We start from the raw sequence: 16,685 nt of genomic DNA, 5'->3' as shown, positions 1-16,685 counted from the left end.
ACTCGTATTAGTATACGAAATTTATTGAAAAAGGCAACCCTTTGTAAAATTTTTTTTGCTGAATATTTCTTTATCTTTTGGAATAAATTCTAGTTGTTTGATTCTTTATTTTTCACCTAATTTTTGTCTAAATTTACGGAAGAACAAGAATAAAAGAGTAGGCTTTATGGTATGATAAAAGAAAATTTTAAAAGGAGTGTCTCACGAATGAACGCTTTTCGATCTTTTCAGGTAATAAAGGAACCTGTTTTCCATACAGCAATCAGTGATCTGACATTTACTGAGTTGGCTGAAAATGAAGTCTTGGTAAAAATTGCCTATTCTGATGTCAATTACAAAGATGCATTGGCAATGAGCGAGTCTGGTCAGGTGATACGAACCTATCCGATGACTCCAGGGATTGATTTATCCGGAATTGTCGTCCAAAGTAACAATCCACGTTTTTCAAAAGAAGATCTTGTACTTGCTACTGGTTTTGGGCTTGGCGTCACCCATCCAGGCGGTTATAGCCAATATCAAAAAGTACCAGGAGACTGGTTAGTTCCTCTACCAAAAAATATGACGCTGCGTCAAGCGATGATCCTTGGTACAGCAGGCTTTACTGCTATGTTATGTGTGAACGCTTTAATCCGTCAAGGTATGACCTCCGATAAAAAAGTTGTCGTTACTGGTGCTTCTGGCGGTGTAGGCAGTACAGCGATAGCTCTGTTACATACACTAGGATTCCAGTCAATCATTGCCTTTTCCAGAAAAGAAGAGTCTGTCACATGGCTAAAAAGTCTAGGTGCTTCTCAAGTCGTACGACCTGATGAATTTCTGCCAGAGACAACAAAAGCTTTAGGAAAACAGCAAATCGACTATGTCATCGACACAGTAGGTGGCGAGCAGCTAAGTAGTCTTCTTCCATTGATCTCTTATAACGGTGCAGTAGCTTTATGTGGCAATGCTGGGGGAATCAAACTAAACGCGACTGTCTTGCCTTTTATTCTGCGAAACATCCAGTTGATTGGAATTGATTCTGTCAATGTACCAATAGATCAACGTCTTTCTTTATGGCAACAGATGGCGGATTTGCAGATTGCAGATGAACTGGTCGTACAAGAGATTACTCTGGATCAATTGCCTGAAACAGCATCTAAACTACTTGCTGGAACACACCAAGGAAGAACACTAGTAAATGTAGGTGACCATAAATGAAGATTCTAATCACAGCTGGAGGAACGACTGAAAAAATCGATCAAGTACGTGCTATTACAAATCATTCGACAGGACGATTAGGGCAAGCATTAGCTGATTATTTAGCTGCCAATCCGGATACCACAATCGATTACGTGACTACGAAACAAGCACTGAAACCGAAAAGACACTCCAATATAACGATTTATACGATCGAATCTGCACTGGACTTATTTTTACAATTAGAAGCACTAACGAAAAAAGAACACTACGATGCGATTATCCACAGTATGGCAGTCAGTGATTTTACTCCTGCTTTTAGTTTTTCAGAAGAACAGCTGGCAAAAAACCTACCCACTTCTTCAACGCAAGAAGAACTGGACAATTGGTTTGCGGAAAATGAACAGACAGATACCACTGTTTCAAAGATCTCTTCTGACACCGAGCATCTTGTGCTCGTTTTGAAGAAAACACCAAAAATCATTTCTTATCTACGTGAATGGCAGCCAAAAGCAAAAATCATTGGTTTCAAACTATTAGTAGATGTACCAAAGGAATCTCTTCTGGCAGTCGCAAAAAATAGTCTGATAAATAACAAAACTGATTTTATTTTCGCAAATGATTTGACGGAAATCCATGGCGAGACACACCACGGCTATCTCTTATCTAAAGATGGAACAGTGGAAGAAGCTCAAAGTAAATCTGAGATTGCTGCATTGATTACTGAGAAAATTAGATTGGAGGAATCAAAATGAAAAAGATCTTACTAGGCGTTACTGGAAGTATTTCTGCTTACAAAAGCGCTGATCTTACAAGTCAATTCGTCAAATTAGGTGCCCAGGTAGATGTGATTATGTCTAAAAGCAGCACACATTTTATCACGCCATTAACCTTGCAATCTCTGTCGAAGCGCGCAGTCCATACAGACGTCATGCAAGAATCAAATCCGCAGGTAATCAATCATATCGAACTAGCAAAACAAGCTGACTTGTTTCTCATCGCGCCTGCTACAGCAAACATTATCGGCAAGCTAGCAAATGGCATTGCAGACGATCTTCTTTCAACAGTCGCAATGGCGCTTCCAGTGGGAACACCAAAATTGATTGCCCCTGCCATGAACACGAATATGTATCAAAACCCGATCACTCAGCGTAATCTGGAAACATTGAGATCTGTCGGCTATCAGGAAATTGAACCAAGAGAATCTCTTTTAGCTTGTGGAGATTTTGGAAAAGGTGCCTTAGCTGATATTCAGACGATCATCGAACAGGTCATGCTGACTCTTAATGAAAGAAATGCTTAGAAAAAAGGAGTACTTATGAAAAATACAAAAAACTTTACATTAACTGCGATGTTTTTAGCTATTTTGATTTTATTAGCTGTTACGCCTTTAGGTTTTATCCCTATCGGTCCAATCAATGCAACAACCATGCATATTCCTGTAATCATTGCTTCGATCGTTTTAGGACCAAGACTAGGTGCTTTTCTTGGCGGTACATTTGGACTGATCAGCATGATCCGTAGCACAGTTATCCAAACACCTTTGTCTTTTGTCTTTTCTCCGTTTATCCCAGTCATCGGAACAGAACATGGAAGCTGGAAAGCCTTGCTGATCGCGTTTATTCCTCGTATCTTGATTGGGGTGGTTCCTTATTTCGTTTATAAAGGTCTGCGCAAACTAATGAAACAAAAAGCAGATTCCGTTTCTTTATTCTTAGCTGGACTTTCCGGTTCATTGACCAATACGATTTTAGTGATGAATATGATCTACTTTTTATTCCAGCAAGATTATGCCAAAGTCATCGGAACAAATTTAAATGCTGTTTATTCAGCTATTCTAGCGGTTATTTTTACAAGTGGTATACCTGAAGGAATCGTCGCAGGTCTTGCGACTGCAGCAGTATGCAATGTCTTGTTAAGATACTTCAAGCACCCTTCTCTTACTAACTGATAGTCATCGTAGCCGATCTCTGATTTTTTTCTCTTTTGGTGTTACTATTGAATGGAAAGATTTGACGTCGAAAGGATGATCCAAATGAAAATTTTTGTTGTAGGTGCAAACGGACAAATTGGCCGACACCTGATAAAAGATTTAGCTCCAAGTTCCCATGAAATTTTTGCAGGGGTGAGAGATGTTGCTTCCCAAACATTAGTAAAAAAAGAGAATGTTTCGTATGTCTCTTTTGATTTAACTTGGTCCGTGGAAAAAATGACCGAAGCATTCAAAGGCATCGATGTATTGATTTTTGCTGCCGGCTCTCAAGGAAAGAATCTTCTGCAAGTAGACTTGGATGGCGCAATCAAAACAGTGATCGCAGCTGAAAATGCGCATGTCTCTCGCTATCTGATGGTCAGTGCTGTTTATGCAGATGAACCAGCAAAATGGCCTGAGTCCATGACAGATTATTATATTACTAAACATTATGCAGATGAATGGCTGAAACGAACTAACTTAGATTTTGTCATTCTTCAACCAGTCACATTGACTAACGATGAAGAAGTTACTTCCATTCAATTAACTAAGCCTAATGAGAAGGCATCAAAAACGATCACTCGCTCTACAGTTGCTGCTGTACTTGCCGCTCTAGTGGAAGAAACGGATATTTCTCGTATGACTCTTGTACTTTCCGAAGGCAGCAAAGAGTTGAATACAGCATTCCAAGAATGGGCAAAGGAGGAATAGATCCATGCGTGCCATTTCAATCAAGCATCCTGGTTCTGTAGATGTATTAGAACAAATTGAAGTGCCTGTTCCTAAACCAAAACAAGGCGAATTACTGATCAAAGTCCATACAGCAGCTGTCAATCGAACAGATATTATGAAAAGAGAATCAGTCTCTTTGAAACCTCCCTACCCTATTTTGGGAGTCGAAGTAGCTGGAGAGGTAGTTGAGAATAAAAGTGATATCTCCACTTTTACTCCTGGGACAAAAGTATACGGATTAGTCAATCTAGGTGGTTATGCCGAATATGCTGTGATGCCTGCCGATCGTGCAATCCTTCTCCCTGATACGCTAGACTATGTTTCTGCTGCTGGAATCTCAGAAGTTTTTTTGACTGCTTATCAAACACTTTACTGGCTTGGAAAATTACAAGAAGGCGAAACTGTCCTGATCCATGCAGGAGCAAGTGGTGTGGGAACAGCAGCGATCCAATTAGCTAGACAGCTTTCTCACGCGAAAATCATCGTTACTGCAGGATCAGAAGAAAAACTCGCCTTTTGTAAAGAACTTGGTGCAGATGAATTGATCAACTATAAAAAACAAGACTTTCAAGAAGAGGTACGAAAAATCACTGAAGGTCGGGGAGTCGATGTTATTTTGGATTTCATCGGCGCTTCTTACTGGGAAAAGAATTTAGCTTCTATAGCCGTTGATGGACGTTGGGTCTTGATTGGTATGCTAGGTGGGACCATCGTGCCTGAGATAGACCTTGGTGTATTGATTGGGAAACGTGTCCAACTGCTTGGTACATTATTGACACCTAGAAGTGATCAGTATAAAGCAGAGCTCGCACAAACTTTTATGCAAAAAGCTGGGCCTTTTCTAGAAAATGGCAAGATTCGGCCAATCATTGACCGTACATTCCAATTCAGCGCAGTCAAACAAGCGCATGAATATATGGAAGCAAACAAAAACATCGGAAAAATCATTTTGAAGATAACTGAATAAAATCATGCTGATCAAAAAAGAGGCTGGGACAGAAGCGTTTAACTCCAAGAAATAAGAAGAAATTCACGAAAATTGCTTTTCAAATTTTTGTGAATTTCAGCTTATTTCCGAAGGAGTTTCTTCTGCTTCCGCCGTTTATACGTGTTTAGAGCGTGAGACAAAAGTGTTCTTTACTTTTGTCCCACGCTCTTTTTCCGAATAAACGGTGTTCAAAAGCTTGCATCTGCGGTAATAAGTCCAACCAAGTTAAAAACATAAGAAGCTGTTTTTACTTGGCTGTTCTTATTACTTGATGCAGGGCAGCTTTTTCACAACCTCTTCACTAAACGGTATTCAATCAGCTGACCCTCGGTATTAGCTCAAAAAACGGCAAAATATGAGGAACTATTTTGCCGTTTGTTTCTCTAATACTCAGGTCAAAACGCTGATTTCACAACCTCTTTTTATTTACGTTCTATTTCATTCATTTTCCGAAGCAAATCGAGCTGCTTGTATGCCCGCTTGTCGCCCAAAAATAATGATCTCCGCAACTGAATTTCCACCGATCCGGTTGTTTCCATGTAAGCCACCTGTGACTTCACCAGCAGCATATAACCCCCTAATTGGCTGGTTTTCTTTATCTAATACTTCAGTGTTCGTATTGATTTTCACACCGCCCATCGTGTAATGGATTCCTGGTGCGATTTTGATCGCATAATAATTCGGAGACGATAAGTCATGTTCCATGGCTGTGGCACGGTTGAATTGAGCATCTTTTTTCTCCGCAACATCCGTATTCCATCCATCAACTGTTTTTGCTAGTGTTTCTTTTGGTAAATCGATTTTTTCTGCTAATTCTTCCATTGTCTTCCCAGTTGTGACATATCCTTTTTGGTCATAAAATTCAATAGCTGTGGCACGATCACGCACGCCTTGGTCAAAAATCAAATAAGCTGATTTTTCAGGCAATGCTGTAATTGCTGCAGATACTTTATCCCTTGTATCCATTTCATTGACAAATCTTTTCCCCTCTTGATCGACCAAGATTGCTCCTTCTCCGCGAACAACCTCACCAATCAAGACCCCCTCATCCTGCTGCACAGTTGGATGAATTTGTATTTTATCCATATCAACGGTTTGTCCACCTAATTTTTCAATCATGGTGATACCATCTCCAGTTGATCCTTCTTGATTTGTCGTAATATAATCAGCTAAATCGGGACGATATTTTTCAATAAATTCTTTGCTGGCACCAAAACCGCCTGTGGTAACTACGATTGCTTTTCCGGTGACCTCTTTTGGTTCTTCTCCTTGAACATGTACAGTCACTTCATTGACCGTTTCCCCATTTTTCTTAATGTCTGTCACATCTGCGTTGACAAAAATAGGGATTTCCCGCTCATGGACGTTATTCAATAACCCCTCCACTAAGTATCCACCAATAGCCGAGCCATCAGACGGACGATGTGTCCTCTTTTCACTCATCCCTCCAGTGATCGTTAAGTTGTCCAGTTTGATACCGTTTTGATCTAGCCAATCGACCGCATCAGCAGAGTGATCGACAAAGTATCGAAGCATTTCTTTATCATTCGTTCCTCCACCACCTTTTAGCGTTTCTTCATAGAAGGCATCATTCGAGTCTTTGATTCCTTCTTCTTTTTGAAATTTTGTTTCTGAAGCATTCATACCGCTTGATGATTTAGATGTGTTTCCTCCGGCAACAGGCATCTTTTCCAAAATTACTGGATTCAACCCAGCATCTTTTGCTTCGATAGCTGCTGCCATCCCTGCACCACCAGCTCCAATAATCACGACATCATAAGATTCTTTCATTTCTTTTGGATCTGTATATACTTGTTCAGAAGCGCCTGATGATACTTCGGCAGATTCCTTCGTACTAGAACTTGTCTGCGCTGTATTTTTCTGATCTGCGCCGCATGCGCTCATAGCAAGAAGTGCAACGGCTGTTAATAAACCAGCAACTAATTTTTTCATTTGTATCCCCCTTTTCTCCTTATACTATATTAAGTGATTTTTTTCACAATATCAACTCTGTTTTTCTTTAAGTCATATAGCTTTGGTAAACACACGCTTCTTAGTATAATTAAGGATATACATGAAGGAGTTATTTTATGAATCATTTGAAAACCTTTTTTACGAACAGTACAAAAACTGCAGGTAGAATCACAAACGGAATCTATATTTTATTACGTATCATCGTCGTTATTATGCTAGTGGATCAGGTCTGGAACCAACACTGGGGAAATACAATGCTTTTATTACTGACACTAATTTTATTTGAAATCCCTTATTTTCTGGAAAAGATATTAAAGATACAGATTCCAAATATGCTAGAAATCATTTTGTTATCTTTTATTTTTAGTTCAACAGTTTTAGGAGAGTTAAGTGATTTTTATGGCTATTTTTCAATGTGGGATACTTTTCTACATGCATTCAGCGGATTTTTAGCTGGGGGTGTCGGCTTTTCCCTTGTTTATTTGCTCAATAAAAATACAAAAACCATGAACTTGACTCCTTTATTACTAGCAGTTGTTTCCTTCTGTTTTTCGATGACAGTTGGTGTTATGTGGGAGTTTGTGGAATTTTCAGCAGATAAATTACTGCAATTCGATATGCAAAAAGATACGATCATCCAGCAAATCAATAGTGTGGAGTTAAGTAAAGACGGAAACACTGTCTATCATGTTCCAGATATCACTCGGACAATCATTGAAAGTCAAAATGCAGATGGTAAAACAGATAAAACAATCATCCAAAATGGTTACTTAGACGTGGGAATCATGGATACTATGAAGGATTTATTTGTTAATTTTATTGGAGCAGTTGTTTTCAGTGTATTTGGTTACCTCTATAGTCGAAACGATTACCAAAAATTTACGTTCATCAAGAATTTTATTCCTAAAAAAATCAAACGATAAAACATGCTAAAAAACAAGAGAAGGGGCAGTGACAATACTTTTGTCACTGCCCCTTCTTTTTTGAATGTATGGCATGCCATTAGTTATCCGATAGTATTAACTCAAAAAAGTAAGATATGAGGAATGACTATTTCGTTTTTTATCCCAATACTGAGGACTTATTTCACCATTTCGTTATTTATCTAATTTACTTAAAACCTGCATAACTTTTTCATAATCTGGATTAGGTGTGCCGTCTAGATTTTCAGCAATAAAAGTAAAACCCATTTTTTTATAAAGAGCAATCGCCTGATGGCTCCATGTCTGTGTGTGAAGATAGATTGGTCCGTCCGTATGGAGGGTAGGAAATTCTTGCAAGACTCTGGCAGTCAATGCTTTTGCGAGCCCTTTTCCTTGGTAATCTGGTTTCACTGCTAACCAATGAAAAACCGGATACACTTGCTCTCTTGATTTTTTTCGCCAAGCGGTACAGGTTGCTACTTTTTCTCCTTTTTTTGTCTCTACAAAAAACATCCTTCTTTCAAGTTCTTCAGGATAAGGAGCAAAGTTTTGTTGAAAATACTCAAGTGCTTCATCTGTCGTTTGAAATTCCCCAACGGAAGTCTCAATCTCCGCCCAAGCAGATTCATCTTCTTTTTGATAAAATCGAAATTCAAAACCTTCCGCTAAAGGCGTGATTGGAACATTTTGTTGAAGTGGTCTTGTCATCCAGATTTCTGCGTAAGGTAACGTTTTATCTAACATTTTTCTATCCCTCCTCGTCTCCATTATGCCAAATAACATATGACTCAGCTACTTATTTGACTATAACAGATAGAGATATAAATCAGAACCAGTCATCTGCGTCAAATTCATTTCGATTAGCGTATACCCATGTTCCTGCGATACCTCGCATGAAATCTCCTAAAGCAGAAGAAGAAGGAATACCTCCACCAGGTGCGGGTGTTCCCGGACTAGGAAGTGGTACTTGCGGCTGCAGATGCTCATCGGTGGAATCAATAGTTGACAAGCGTTTTTTCTTCGTTTCCTTGTGGTCATCTGATTCATTCTGATCTTCCGACTGTTTAGCAACAAATTCTTTTTCTGATTGTTGTTTTATTTTAGGCTCTAAAATTTCATTTTCCAATCCAGAAACTTGTGGGGCCAAATGAGCTTCTTGCCTTATCGTTTTATTAGATTCTGAGATTTTTCTAGATATTCTTGCTGGCTGTAAATTTCTTGTTTGCTTTGCTTCCCCTGTTGGAGAAACTGCATGAGCCATTTGTTGTTTTTTTTCTGACAAGTTTTCTTCTTGTTTTTTTTGTTCTTTTTGTCTTATCTGTTTTTTTAATGGTAAAACGTGTAAAAGCGACTGAGCATGGAGTTCTTGGAGTGAATACGGGTCATGATAACTATACATAATCGTAAAATCACCTGTTTGTTTGGTCAAATAACCATCCTCCAATGGTACTTCATTGATTGTAACCGATACATCCTTTAACGGTACGGGTTTATCTAAGGAATTTGTTGCTGATTGGATCAACTCTTCTTTGTTTATTTTTTCGTTTGGATGAACAATAAGATCATGGCCTTCTAATGAACGATTGTCTGGTATATAAACATAAGTAAAGGTAATTTCCCCTCCTGATTGCTTCCTGTTATTCATCAGTTCTGAGTGAAGTACTTCAAGGATCTCCGACCAGTGACTTTTTCTGTCTAATCCGTTTGCTTGCATCCAATCAGAAATAGAAGTGACTTTTCCGTCTTGTTCATAAGTCGATAAATCTATATTTGGCACTCGATCAGAAAATTCAGCAGGTAGGCGCAAATCAGGAATACGATTTACACTACTCATATGTGTTTCTGCTTGAAGTTCTTTATTTGTTTGACTATCTATAAAATGAGTGATGACAGTCGATGAAGCAGCAGATGCTTCTACATAAACTACAGCTGTTGTTTCTGCCACATTTGATGTTTTCGAGTCTATATAAGTTAATACAACGGGATATTCTCCCGGAGTTGTAGTATCTACTGTCCCGTTCATTTTGATTTCTTCTTTATTTCCTGAAGTTCCATCGCTTTTTGTTACATATTCAACAAGATCTTTAGGGGCGTAACTCTCTCCTGTTCTTAAGTGAAGATCTTTTCCTTTGATAGCTGTTTGATCAGCACGAACATGGATCACAGCAGATGCAGTCATTGTTTTTAAAGCAATTGGATCAAAATAGGACAAGGAAATAGTAGATGTTCCTGTATTAGTCGTATCCACGATATTCCCATTGTTTGAAATTACTTTGGACATATCTCCTTGTGTTCCATCTGCGTTCTTCAGCCTTTCTACCAGATCAGATATCGAAACTTTTGTCCCTGCCAGAACATCGATTTTCTTTCCTTCAAACTGTGAATAATCTTTTTCATATACATAAGAAACTTGTGCGCTTCCACCGTTCTTTATATCTGTCAAAGCATGATTCAAAATATCAGTGATCTGTTTTAACTGATCACCTTTTGTAGGATCAGTCATATCGGAAAAGATAGAAAGCGGCACACTGCTTCCGGTTTCCGATGTCCATAATGTTTTGTTAGGAATTAACCAGTAGTGGTTTATCGTTGGAGGATAACTGACTTTATTATAGGAAGTCAATGCAGGAAGTAGCTGTTTTCCATTTGCATCAGTGAAAGTATGAGTAATAGTGATAGGGGAATCAGTGGTCTCAGAAACAGAGGTACGTACGACCTTGATGGTTTGTGCCGTTGCCTGAACGGGTACATGCATATAGACACCTACAGATAAACTGATCAGCATCGTGCGCATCATAAACTTAACGTAGTGTTTTTCAGAACACGACCGTTCCTTATCTAAACGACAAGCGTGTTTATTTAGTTGTTTTGAACGTCTTTTTGAACACATTTATTCTTAGTCCTCCCTACTCTTGTCTAAACATGAAGTAGTAATTTTCATAAGATGATTTCATTATATAAATAAAATCAAAAGAAGATGGACTATTAGGAGAGTATTTTTTTTGATTTTTTATTGTTTCAAGAAAATCGGAATAATAACTTATGTACTTTTTAATTTTGTTAAGTAATATATCTAGTTATATCTAGTTACCTTTTCTTTGAAAAAAACATAAATCAGCTAATAAATATGTGAGACAAAGCTGCCATCCATAAATACTAGCTGATTTTTTCAGTTAAATGTCTATTTTTTTCTCTGATGATGGTATTTCCAAAATATTCCCAGTCATCTGGAGTCGGTGGATTTTTCCAAATTATCTGTTCTTTATTAAATTTTTCAAGTAAACAATCAGATAAATAAATATTCGTACGAGAAGTGATTCGACTCTCAATCACAATATTGTAATTTTTAAATCCTTTCACTTGAGAAATAATGTAATCGGTATAAGCAGATCCTTGCGAAAAATCAATACAGACATGAATCGGTGCTTCAAAATATGATACCGGACAAATACCGACCAATAAAAAGAGATAATCATAAAATAAGCGAATCATGAAACGTTCATCTTTTCCCAAGAAATAGCGTTTATTCTCTTGTATGACCTTTTGGATTGCTGTACTGAATATTGGATACGTCTCGAAGAAAAACTGTAGCTGCTTGTTAGACGTAAAGCTAGTCATCTCAAAGTCGAATATCCAATTTTTTCGATTGACATGCATCATACCCATACGAAGTTCTTTTCGTATATATAGTCTTTCTTCTTCAGAGATTTCAATCGAAAATGGTAATTGATCAATCAATTCCACTGACATTTTTTGACTAATCATGTGGATATCATGAAAATGAGCTTCCGCAAGTCCAAATGCGCCATCTAATTCAAATTCTTCTTCCGTGATCAAAAACAACATGATATAAGAAATCTCATCAATGATCTGCTCTTTAGGGATATGAAGAAAAGAAATATGTGATAAATCCTTGATGATCTTCATTCCTTCTGAGCTCTTAAAGTATTCATCTGAAAAGAAACGTTTTCCGATTGGTTGATTCCCATAGGCCCTCAACAAACTAACAGTGGTTAGCAAATTGAATTTGATTCGTTTTGTTGCAGACAGTTTTAAATTGAACAGATATTCAAAATATTGCACGATACTCTTTGCTTCATTCATGACGCTTTCTCTAAATGGCATAGAAAAACCATTAAAGACCCCGAAATATACCCCAAATAATACGTTCCGTATGTTTATTTCTTCCCCAACTAATATGTTTTTCTTTAACTTTATTTGATGCTGTTCAAGAAAAGAGACTAATTCTCTTCTTTTTACATAGGCTCTTGATATGCTTAAAAAATGATTCTCTGCAAATTTTTCGATCGTTACTTTTGAATCCACGATCTCCGTTAACAGTCGAGCAATTTTTGATCGTTGAAAGTAGATTCTTCTTAAATTTTTGATATCCGTCAAATTCAGACGTTCGACATGGATCTCTGCTTCTTCTGAAATTTGGATCTCTGGCTTTGTTTTGAATTCAGTAAATTCTTTATTTAATTCTATGATATAATTTCTTGTTTTAAATTTAGACAAACCTAATGTTTCATATAACTTAGGCAGCACTACATAATTCTTTTTCTCAAATTCTAAATATCTAGCTAGCAGCAGTTTTTCTCTATCTTCCTCTTCTATAAGGTAATCCAACTTCATATCCTACACCTCAAAAAATGCCTCATACCAATCACTTGATATGCAGATGAAAGTTCATCTTTTCACCTATACTGATTTTATGATGGATTACGCTTGTTTTTTCATCAGTTATTCTCATTTTTTATCTTTTTTTTGAGAATATTGCAAAAAATGGAAAAATTTATGAGGAAATATTCTATATTTTTTGTTTTATTGTGTTAAACTGTACAAGATTTGCGCCATTTGCGTAAACAACCACAAAAAAGAGCAGGACGGCCACCGTCCTGCTCTTTTACTTATTTTAAGTTCCATTACTTATTAATTGGCTAAACTTCTGCTTGTTTCTGATATTGCTTGTTTTTCTCCAATGATCCGCACTTCTGTTTCTAAAGACACATCAAATTTTTCTTTGATTACTTCTTGGATGTGCGCAATCAATTCAATATAATCTGTCGCTGTCGCATGATCGATATTGACGATGAATCCAGCATGTTTTTCAGAGACTTGTGCACCGCCCCATTTCAGGCCTTGCAATCCTGCTTGTTGGATCAGCTGACCTGTATAGTGTCCTACTGGGCGCTTAAAGACACTTCCGCATGAAGGGTATTCTAATGGCTGTTTTGATTGACGCAATTCGGTCAACTCATCCATTCTTGCTTTGATTGCTTCATAATCCCCTGTTTGCAAACTGAATCGAGCTTCCAATACGATAGCACGTAATTCTTGGACTTTACTGTGACGATAAGAAAATACCATTTCGTCTTTTGTCAAAGTTTTCAATGTTCCATCTTCAAGCAAAAGATCCACTTCAGCAAAAACATCTTTGATCTCTCCGCCATACGCACCTGCATTCATATAAACCGCTCCACCGACACTTCCCGGGATGCCGCAAGCAAATTCAAATCCAGTCAATGATTCTGCCAAAGCTGCATAAGTCGTATCAATCAGTGAGGCACCTGCTTCCGCAATGACCATCGTTCCTTTGACATGAATCTGTTTCATTTCAGTCAGCATGATGACTACACCGCGAATCCCGCCATCTTGAACGATCAGATTGCTTGCATTTCCTAATACCATCCAAGGTATATCATGGATTCGGCAATAATCGATGATTTGCTTTACTTCGTCTTGCTTTTTCGGGAATGCAAGGACATCAGCTGGTCCGCCTGTTTTCGTAAACGTATAGTTCATCAATGGTTCATCAAACAATAAAGTAATCGTGGCTAAGCTTTCAACTATTTCTTCTTTATTCACTGAGGATTTTCCTTTCTTTTCTCAAACGTCCTCATTATTCTATCACGCTTAATACAATCTTGCCAGTCTTGTTCAAAGTTGATGACGGTAGTGATCTTTAAGCACTTTCTCACATAATTCATGACTTCTTACAACTTCTTTTTGTTTAAGCATTTCTGTTTCCGATTTACCTAAACGGATCTGAGAAAAGAAGGCCTCTACCATTGGCTCAAACCCGCGTTTGACTAGCGTGTTTGTCCAGTCGCCAAATTCTTTCACTTTTTTTCCATCAGCATCTTGAATGACAAGCTGGGTCAGATCGTTTACTTCATAAGTACCATTTTTACTTGTTACTTGATATTTTTCTATATTAGCGCCACTTGCTAAATCCATCGTTAAAATAGCCGTTTGATTTTGTGTTTCTAATTGTAAAATGGCATATTCCAAAAATTCCTTTGTTTCTCTTATCTGGTATTTTGTTCTCAAAATGGGTTCATCTAATAAATACACAGCTGTATCAATAAGATGTAAAAACAAATCATAAAGGACGAATTCTGTCGTTTCTTTTGCCGCTATTCGATTTTTTTGCAGGTGGATCAACCGCTTATCTGGGATACATTTCAATTCTTCTACCATAGGAGCAAAGCGTCGGTTGAAACCGATCATCAAAATTATTTGGTTCTTATCAGCTAATTCTTGCAATTCACGAACTTCATTTAGATGGACACTCAGTGGTTTGTCAATATAAACATGGATACCATTTTCTAGACATTTTTTGGCTAATTCATAATGTACTTTTGTTGCTGCGTGGATCATACATGCTTCGATTTTTTCTTCTAAAAGCTCATCGATCGTTTCATATAGATGTTGGAACCCGTACTCTTTTTGAATTCTTTCTTTTGTTTCTTTATTTCTTGTTGCAAAATAAAAATCAAGTGTTCCTTGTTTTTTCGCATAAGTTGGTAAATATGCTTTTTCTGCGATATTCCCTACACCGATTACACCAATCTTCATCTACTTTCCTCCTGGATCATTTAGTTACTTTCATCTTACACCATTTTTTACTAAAATGAGGTACAATAGTATCGCAAAGGTAAGGAAATTAATTCGAAGGAGTGTGCTTTTATTGAAATTTATCTCTTGGAACGTAAACGGGCTTCGTGCCATCGTAAATAAAAATTTTTTAGAAGTTTTTCATGAGTTAGACGCCGATTTTTTCTGTCTGCAGGAAACAAAACTCCAAGCAGGACAAATTGATTTAGATCTTCCAGGTTATTATCAATATTGGAATTACGCAGAACGAAAAGGCTATTCCGGCACAGCGATTTTTGCTAAAAAACCAGCATTGAATGCCACTTACGGAATGGGTATCGATATCCATGATACAGAAGGCCGTCTGATTACTTTGGAATATTCCGATTTCTTTCTTGTAACCTGTTACACGCCAAATTCTCAAAGCGAATTAAAACGTTTAGATTACCGATTAGAATGGGAAGAAGCCTTTTATAATTATTTGGAAAATCTAAAAAAACAAAAACCAGTCATCGTGTGTGGGGATCTAAATGTCGCGCACCAAACGATCGATTTGAAAAACTGGAAAACGAATCAAAAAAATGCTGGATTTACTCCAGAAGAAAGAGCGGCTCTTTCTCGACTGTTGGATAACGGGTTTATCGATACATTCCGTTATTTTTATCCAACCCAGGAAGGTGTCTACTCTTGGTGGAACTACCGATTCAATTCAAGAAAAAACAATGCTGGTTGGCGGATCGATTACTTTTTGACGAGCAAAGATTTAGAGCCAAGACTAGCTGATGCAAAGATCCATACGGACATTATGGGCAGTGATCATTGTCCAGTAGAATTAGATTTGAAATAAAGAGGTTGTGAAAAAGTCGTTTAGTTTCGAGTATTAAGAAAAATTTTGTGAAAATGGCTTTCCACATTTTGCATAAATTTGGCTTAATACCGAGAAACTGGCTTTTGAACACCGTTTATCGAGAGGTTGTGAAAAAGCTGTCCTGCATCAAGTAATAAGAACAGCCAAACAAAAATAGCTCTTCATATTTTTCGTTTGGTTAGGCTTATTACCGCAGATGCAAGCTTTTGAACACCATTTATTAAGAGGTTGTAAAATCAGCGTTCTGACCTGAGTATTAGAGAAACAAATGGAAAAATAGTTCCTCATATTTTGCCATTTTTGAGCTAATACCGAGAGTCAGCTGATTGAACACCGTTTAGTGGAGAGGTTGTGAAAAAGTCGTTTAGTCTCGAGTATTAAAAAAACTTTGTGAAAATGGCTTTCCACATTTTTGCATAAATTTGACTTAATACCGAGAAGTCATGATCCCTATCTAACTCCAAATCACAAGGAATAAGTTCAAAAACTAGCTTTTTTCAACAAATATTACATAAAAAATTCTATGTTTTTTGTTAAATTTATTTGCTTTTTTCAAAAGTATGTTACAGTAATTTCCCAAGGAGGTTTTACAGAAATGAATTTTGTTGCCATGGATTTTGAAACTGCCAATCATCAGCCTTATAGTGCTTGTTCTCTTGCGCTAGTCATGGTAAAAAACAGCCAGATCGTTGATGAATTCTATACATTGATACAGCCTGAGACTCCTTTTTTCTGGCGAAATGTCCAAATTCACGGAATCCATCAAGAAGACGTACGCAATGCGCCGAAATTCCCAGAAGTCTGGCAAACTATCCAACCATATTTTCAAAAAAATCGTTTAGTCGTTGCACATAATGCTGCTTTTGATACAAAGGTCTTAGCGGGATGCTTAGATTATTATCATCTTGAACAGCCTAATTATCTTTCTTTATGTACAGTGAAAAGTAGCCGTCGCTTGTTTCCTGAATTTCCAAATCATCGATTGAACACTGTGTGCGAAAATTTGAACATCCAATTAGATCATCACCATGATGCATTGGAAGATAGTCGTGCATGTGCGGAAATCCTGCTTTATCAAGAAAAAAAATTCGGGACAGATCCATTGAAAAAACTTGTGACTATAAAGTAAAAGAATACTTATGAAACACACAAAGAGGTCGTGAGCCTGCCGTT

General features: G+C 37.4%; 15 protein-coding genes. 9 read left to right on the top strand and 6 right to left on the bottom strand.

What is annotated here, in order from left to right:
• The first annotated feature begins 207 nt into the window (after positions 1 to 207).
• The 6 genes from QK255_RS03225 to QK255_RS03200 all read left to right on the top strand — a co-directional run bounded on the left by QK255_RS03225 (position 208) and on the right by QK255_RS03200 (position 4,847).
• A complete protein-coding gene (locus QK255_RS03225) occupies positions 208 to 1,197 on the top strand; it encodes an oxidoreductase (protein ID WP_002293462.1) in 990 nt (329 codons plus the stop codon).
• The gene (locus QK255_RS03220) at positions 1,194 to 1,931 is read left to right on the top strand and encodes a phosphopantothenate--cysteine ligase (protein ID WP_002293460.1); all 738 of its coding nucleotides are present in this window, start codon (positions 1,194 to 1,196) and stop codon (positions 1,929 to 1,931) included. The genes QK255_RS03225 and QK255_RS03220 overlap by 4 nt, the downstream gene beginning before the upstream one ends.
• On the top strand, positions 1,928 to 2,479 hold the full coding sequence (gene coaC, locus QK255_RS03215; RefSeq protein WP_002287045.1) for a phosphopantothenoylcysteine decarboxylase: 552 nt from the start codon (positions 1,928 to 1,930) through the stop codon (positions 2,477 to 2,479). Before QK255_RS03220 ends, coaC begins: the two co-directional genes overlap by 4 nt.
• A 15-nt stretch (positions 2,480 to 2,494) precedes the next feature.
• Positions 2,495 to 3,127 carry an ECF transporter S component gene (locus QK255_RS03210; protein ID WP_002287046.1) on the top strand — a complete coding sequence of 211 codons (633 nt, stop codon included), beginning with the start codon at positions 2,495 to 2,497 and terminating at the stop codon, positions 3,125 to 3,127.
• 84 nt (positions 3,128 to 3,211) lie between these two features.
• Positions 3,212 to 3,859: an SDR family oxidoreductase gene (locus QK255_RS03205; RefSeq protein WP_002342008.1), complete on the top strand. Its 648-nt coding sequence runs from the start codon at positions 3,212 to 3,214 to the stop codon at positions 3,857 to 3,859.
• A gap of 4 nt (positions 3,860 to 3,863) precedes the next feature.
• The gene (locus tag QK255_RS03200; protein ID WP_002287048.1) at positions 3,864 to 4,847 is read left to right on the top strand and encodes an NAD(P)H-quinone oxidoreductase; all 984 of its coding nucleotides are present in this window, start codon (positions 3,864 to 3,866) and stop codon (positions 4,845 to 4,847) included.
• Between the two features lie 459 nt (positions 4,848 to 5,306).
• Here the strand turns inward: QK255_RS03200 and QK255_RS03195 are convergent, their stop codons facing one another.
• Entirely contained in the window at positions 5,307 to 6,821 is a 1,515-nt protein-coding gene (locus QK255_RS03195; protein ID WP_002287050.1) for a flavocytochrome c, read from the bottom strand.
• 137 nt (positions 6,822 to 6,958) lie between these two features.
• Here QK255_RS03195 and QK255_RS03190 point away from each other — a divergent pair, with 137 nt between their 5' ends.
• Positions 6,959 to 7,765 (top strand): DUF2238 domain-containing protein, encoded by an 807-nt coding sequence (locus tag QK255_RS03190; RefSeq protein ID WP_002287053.1) that lies wholly within the window; start codon positions 6,959 to 6,961, stop codon positions 7,763 to 7,765.
• Positions 7,766 to 7,939: 174 nt separating this feature from the next.
• Here QK255_RS03190 and QK255_RS03185 read toward each other — a convergent pair whose 3' ends face one another.
• The 5 genes from QK255_RS03185 to QK255_RS03165 form a co-directional block, all read right to left on the bottom strand.
• On the bottom strand, positions 7,940 to 8,509 hold the full coding sequence (locus tag QK255_RS03185; protein WP_002287055.1) for a GNAT family N-acetyltransferase: 570 nt from the start codon (positions 8,507 to 8,509) through the stop codon (positions 7,940 to 7,942).
• A gap of 82 nt (positions 8,510 to 8,591) precedes the next feature.
• Positions 8,592 to 10,655: a bacterial Ig-like domain-containing protein gene (locus tag QK255_RS03180; RefSeq protein WP_002291440.1), complete on the bottom strand. Its 2,064-nt coding sequence runs from the start codon at positions 10,653 to 10,655 to the stop codon at positions 8,592 to 8,594.
• A gap of 266 nt (positions 10,656 to 10,921) precedes the next feature.
• Positions 10,922 to 12,400 (bottom strand): helix-turn-helix domain-containing protein, encoded by a 1,479-nt coding sequence (locus QK255_RS03175; RefSeq protein WP_002291438.1) that lies wholly within the window; start codon positions 12,398 to 12,400, stop codon positions 10,922 to 10,924.
• A gap of 297 nt (positions 12,401 to 12,697) precedes the next feature.
• Positions 12,698 to 13,633 carry a UDP-N-acetylmuramate dehydrogenase gene (gene murB, locus QK255_RS03170; RefSeq protein ID WP_002291437.1) on the bottom strand — a complete coding sequence of 312 codons (936 nt, stop codon included), beginning with the start codon at positions 13,631 to 13,633 and terminating at the stop codon, positions 12,698 to 12,700.
• 72 nt (positions 13,634 to 13,705) lie between these two features.
• Complete coding sequence (locus QK255_RS03165) at positions 13,706 to 14,626, bottom strand: Gfo/Idh/MocA family protein (protein ID WP_002291435.1); 921 nt, start codon at positions 14,624 to 14,626, stop codon at positions 13,706 to 13,708.
• A 112-nt stretch (positions 14,627 to 14,738) separates the two neighbouring features.
• Here QK255_RS03165 and QK255_RS03160 point away from each other — a divergent pair, with 112 nt between their 5' ends.
• Together QK255_RS03160 and QK255_RS03155 are read left to right on the top strand one after the other, a co-directional pair.
• Entirely contained in the window at positions 14,739 to 15,491 is a 753-nt protein-coding gene (locus tag QK255_RS03160; RefSeq protein ID WP_002291429.1) for an exodeoxyribonuclease III, read from the top strand.
• Between the two features lie 616 nt (positions 15,492 to 16,107).
• Entirely contained in the window at positions 16,108 to 16,641 is a 534-nt protein-coding gene (locus tag QK255_RS03155) for a 3'-5' exonuclease (protein WP_002291442.1), read from the top strand.
• Positions 16,642 to 16,685 lie beyond the last annotated feature (44 nt).

Origin of the sequence: Enterococcus sp. ZQ21, from assembly GCF_030053755.1 — a bacterium.
GTDB lineage: Bacteria > Bacillota > Bacilli > Lactobacillales > Enterococcaceae > Enterococcus_B > Enterococcus_B lactis.
This window is presented reverse-complemented; position numbering and strand designations above follow the sequence as displayed.

Bases quoted from the DNA above. Each gene is read 5' to 3' on its own strand.
- QK255_RS03205 (WP_002342008.1), top strand. From the start codon at position 3,212: ATGAAAATTTTTGTTGTAGGTGCAAACGGACAAATTGGCCGACACCTG.
- QK255_RS03220 (WP_002293460.1), top strand. From the start codon at position 1,194: ATGAAGATTCTAATCACAGCTGGAGGAACGACTGAAAAAATCGATCAA.
- QK255_RS03165 (WP_002291435.1), bottom strand. From the start codon at position 14,626: ATGAAGATTGGTGTAATCGGTGTAGGGAATATCGCAGAAAAAGCATAT.
- QK255_RS03225 (WP_002293462.1), top strand. From the start codon at position 208: ATGAACGCTTTTCGATCTTTTCAGGTAATAAAGGAACCTGTTTTCCAT.
- QK255_RS03185 (WP_002287055.1), bottom strand. From the start codon at position 8,509: ATGTTAGATAAAACGTTACCTTACGCAGAAATCTGGATGACAAGACCA.
- QK255_RS03200 (WP_002287048.1), top strand. From the start codon at position 3,864: ATGCGTGCCATTTCAATCAAGCATCCTGGTTCTGTAGATGTATTAGAA.
- QK255_RS03195 (WP_002287050.1), bottom strand. From the start codon at position 6,821: ATGAAAAAATTAGTTGCTGGTTTATTAACAGCCGTTGCACTTCTTGCT.
- QK255_RS03190 (WP_002287053.1), top strand. From the start codon at position 6,959: ATGAATCATTTGAAAACCTTTTTTACGAACAGTACAAAAACTGCAGGT.
- QK255_RS03180 (WP_002291440.1), bottom strand. From the start codon at position 10,655: ATGTGTTCAAAAAGACGTTCAAAACAACTAAATAAACACGCTTGTCGT.
- coaC (WP_002287045.1), top strand. From the start codon at position 1,928: ATGAAAAAGATCTTACTAGGCGTTACTGGAAGTATTTCTGCTTACAAA.
- QK255_RS03175 (WP_002291438.1), bottom strand. From the start codon at position 12,400: ATGAAGTTGGATTACCTTATAGAAGAGGAAGATAGAGAAAAACTGCTG.
- QK255_RS03155 (WP_002291442.1), top strand. From the start codon at position 16,108: ATGAATTTTGTTGCCATGGATTTTGAAACTGCCAATCATCAGCCTTAT.
- QK255_RS03210 (WP_002287046.1), top strand. From the start codon at position 2,495: ATGAAAAATACAAAAAACTTTACATTAACTGCGATGTTTTTAGCTATT.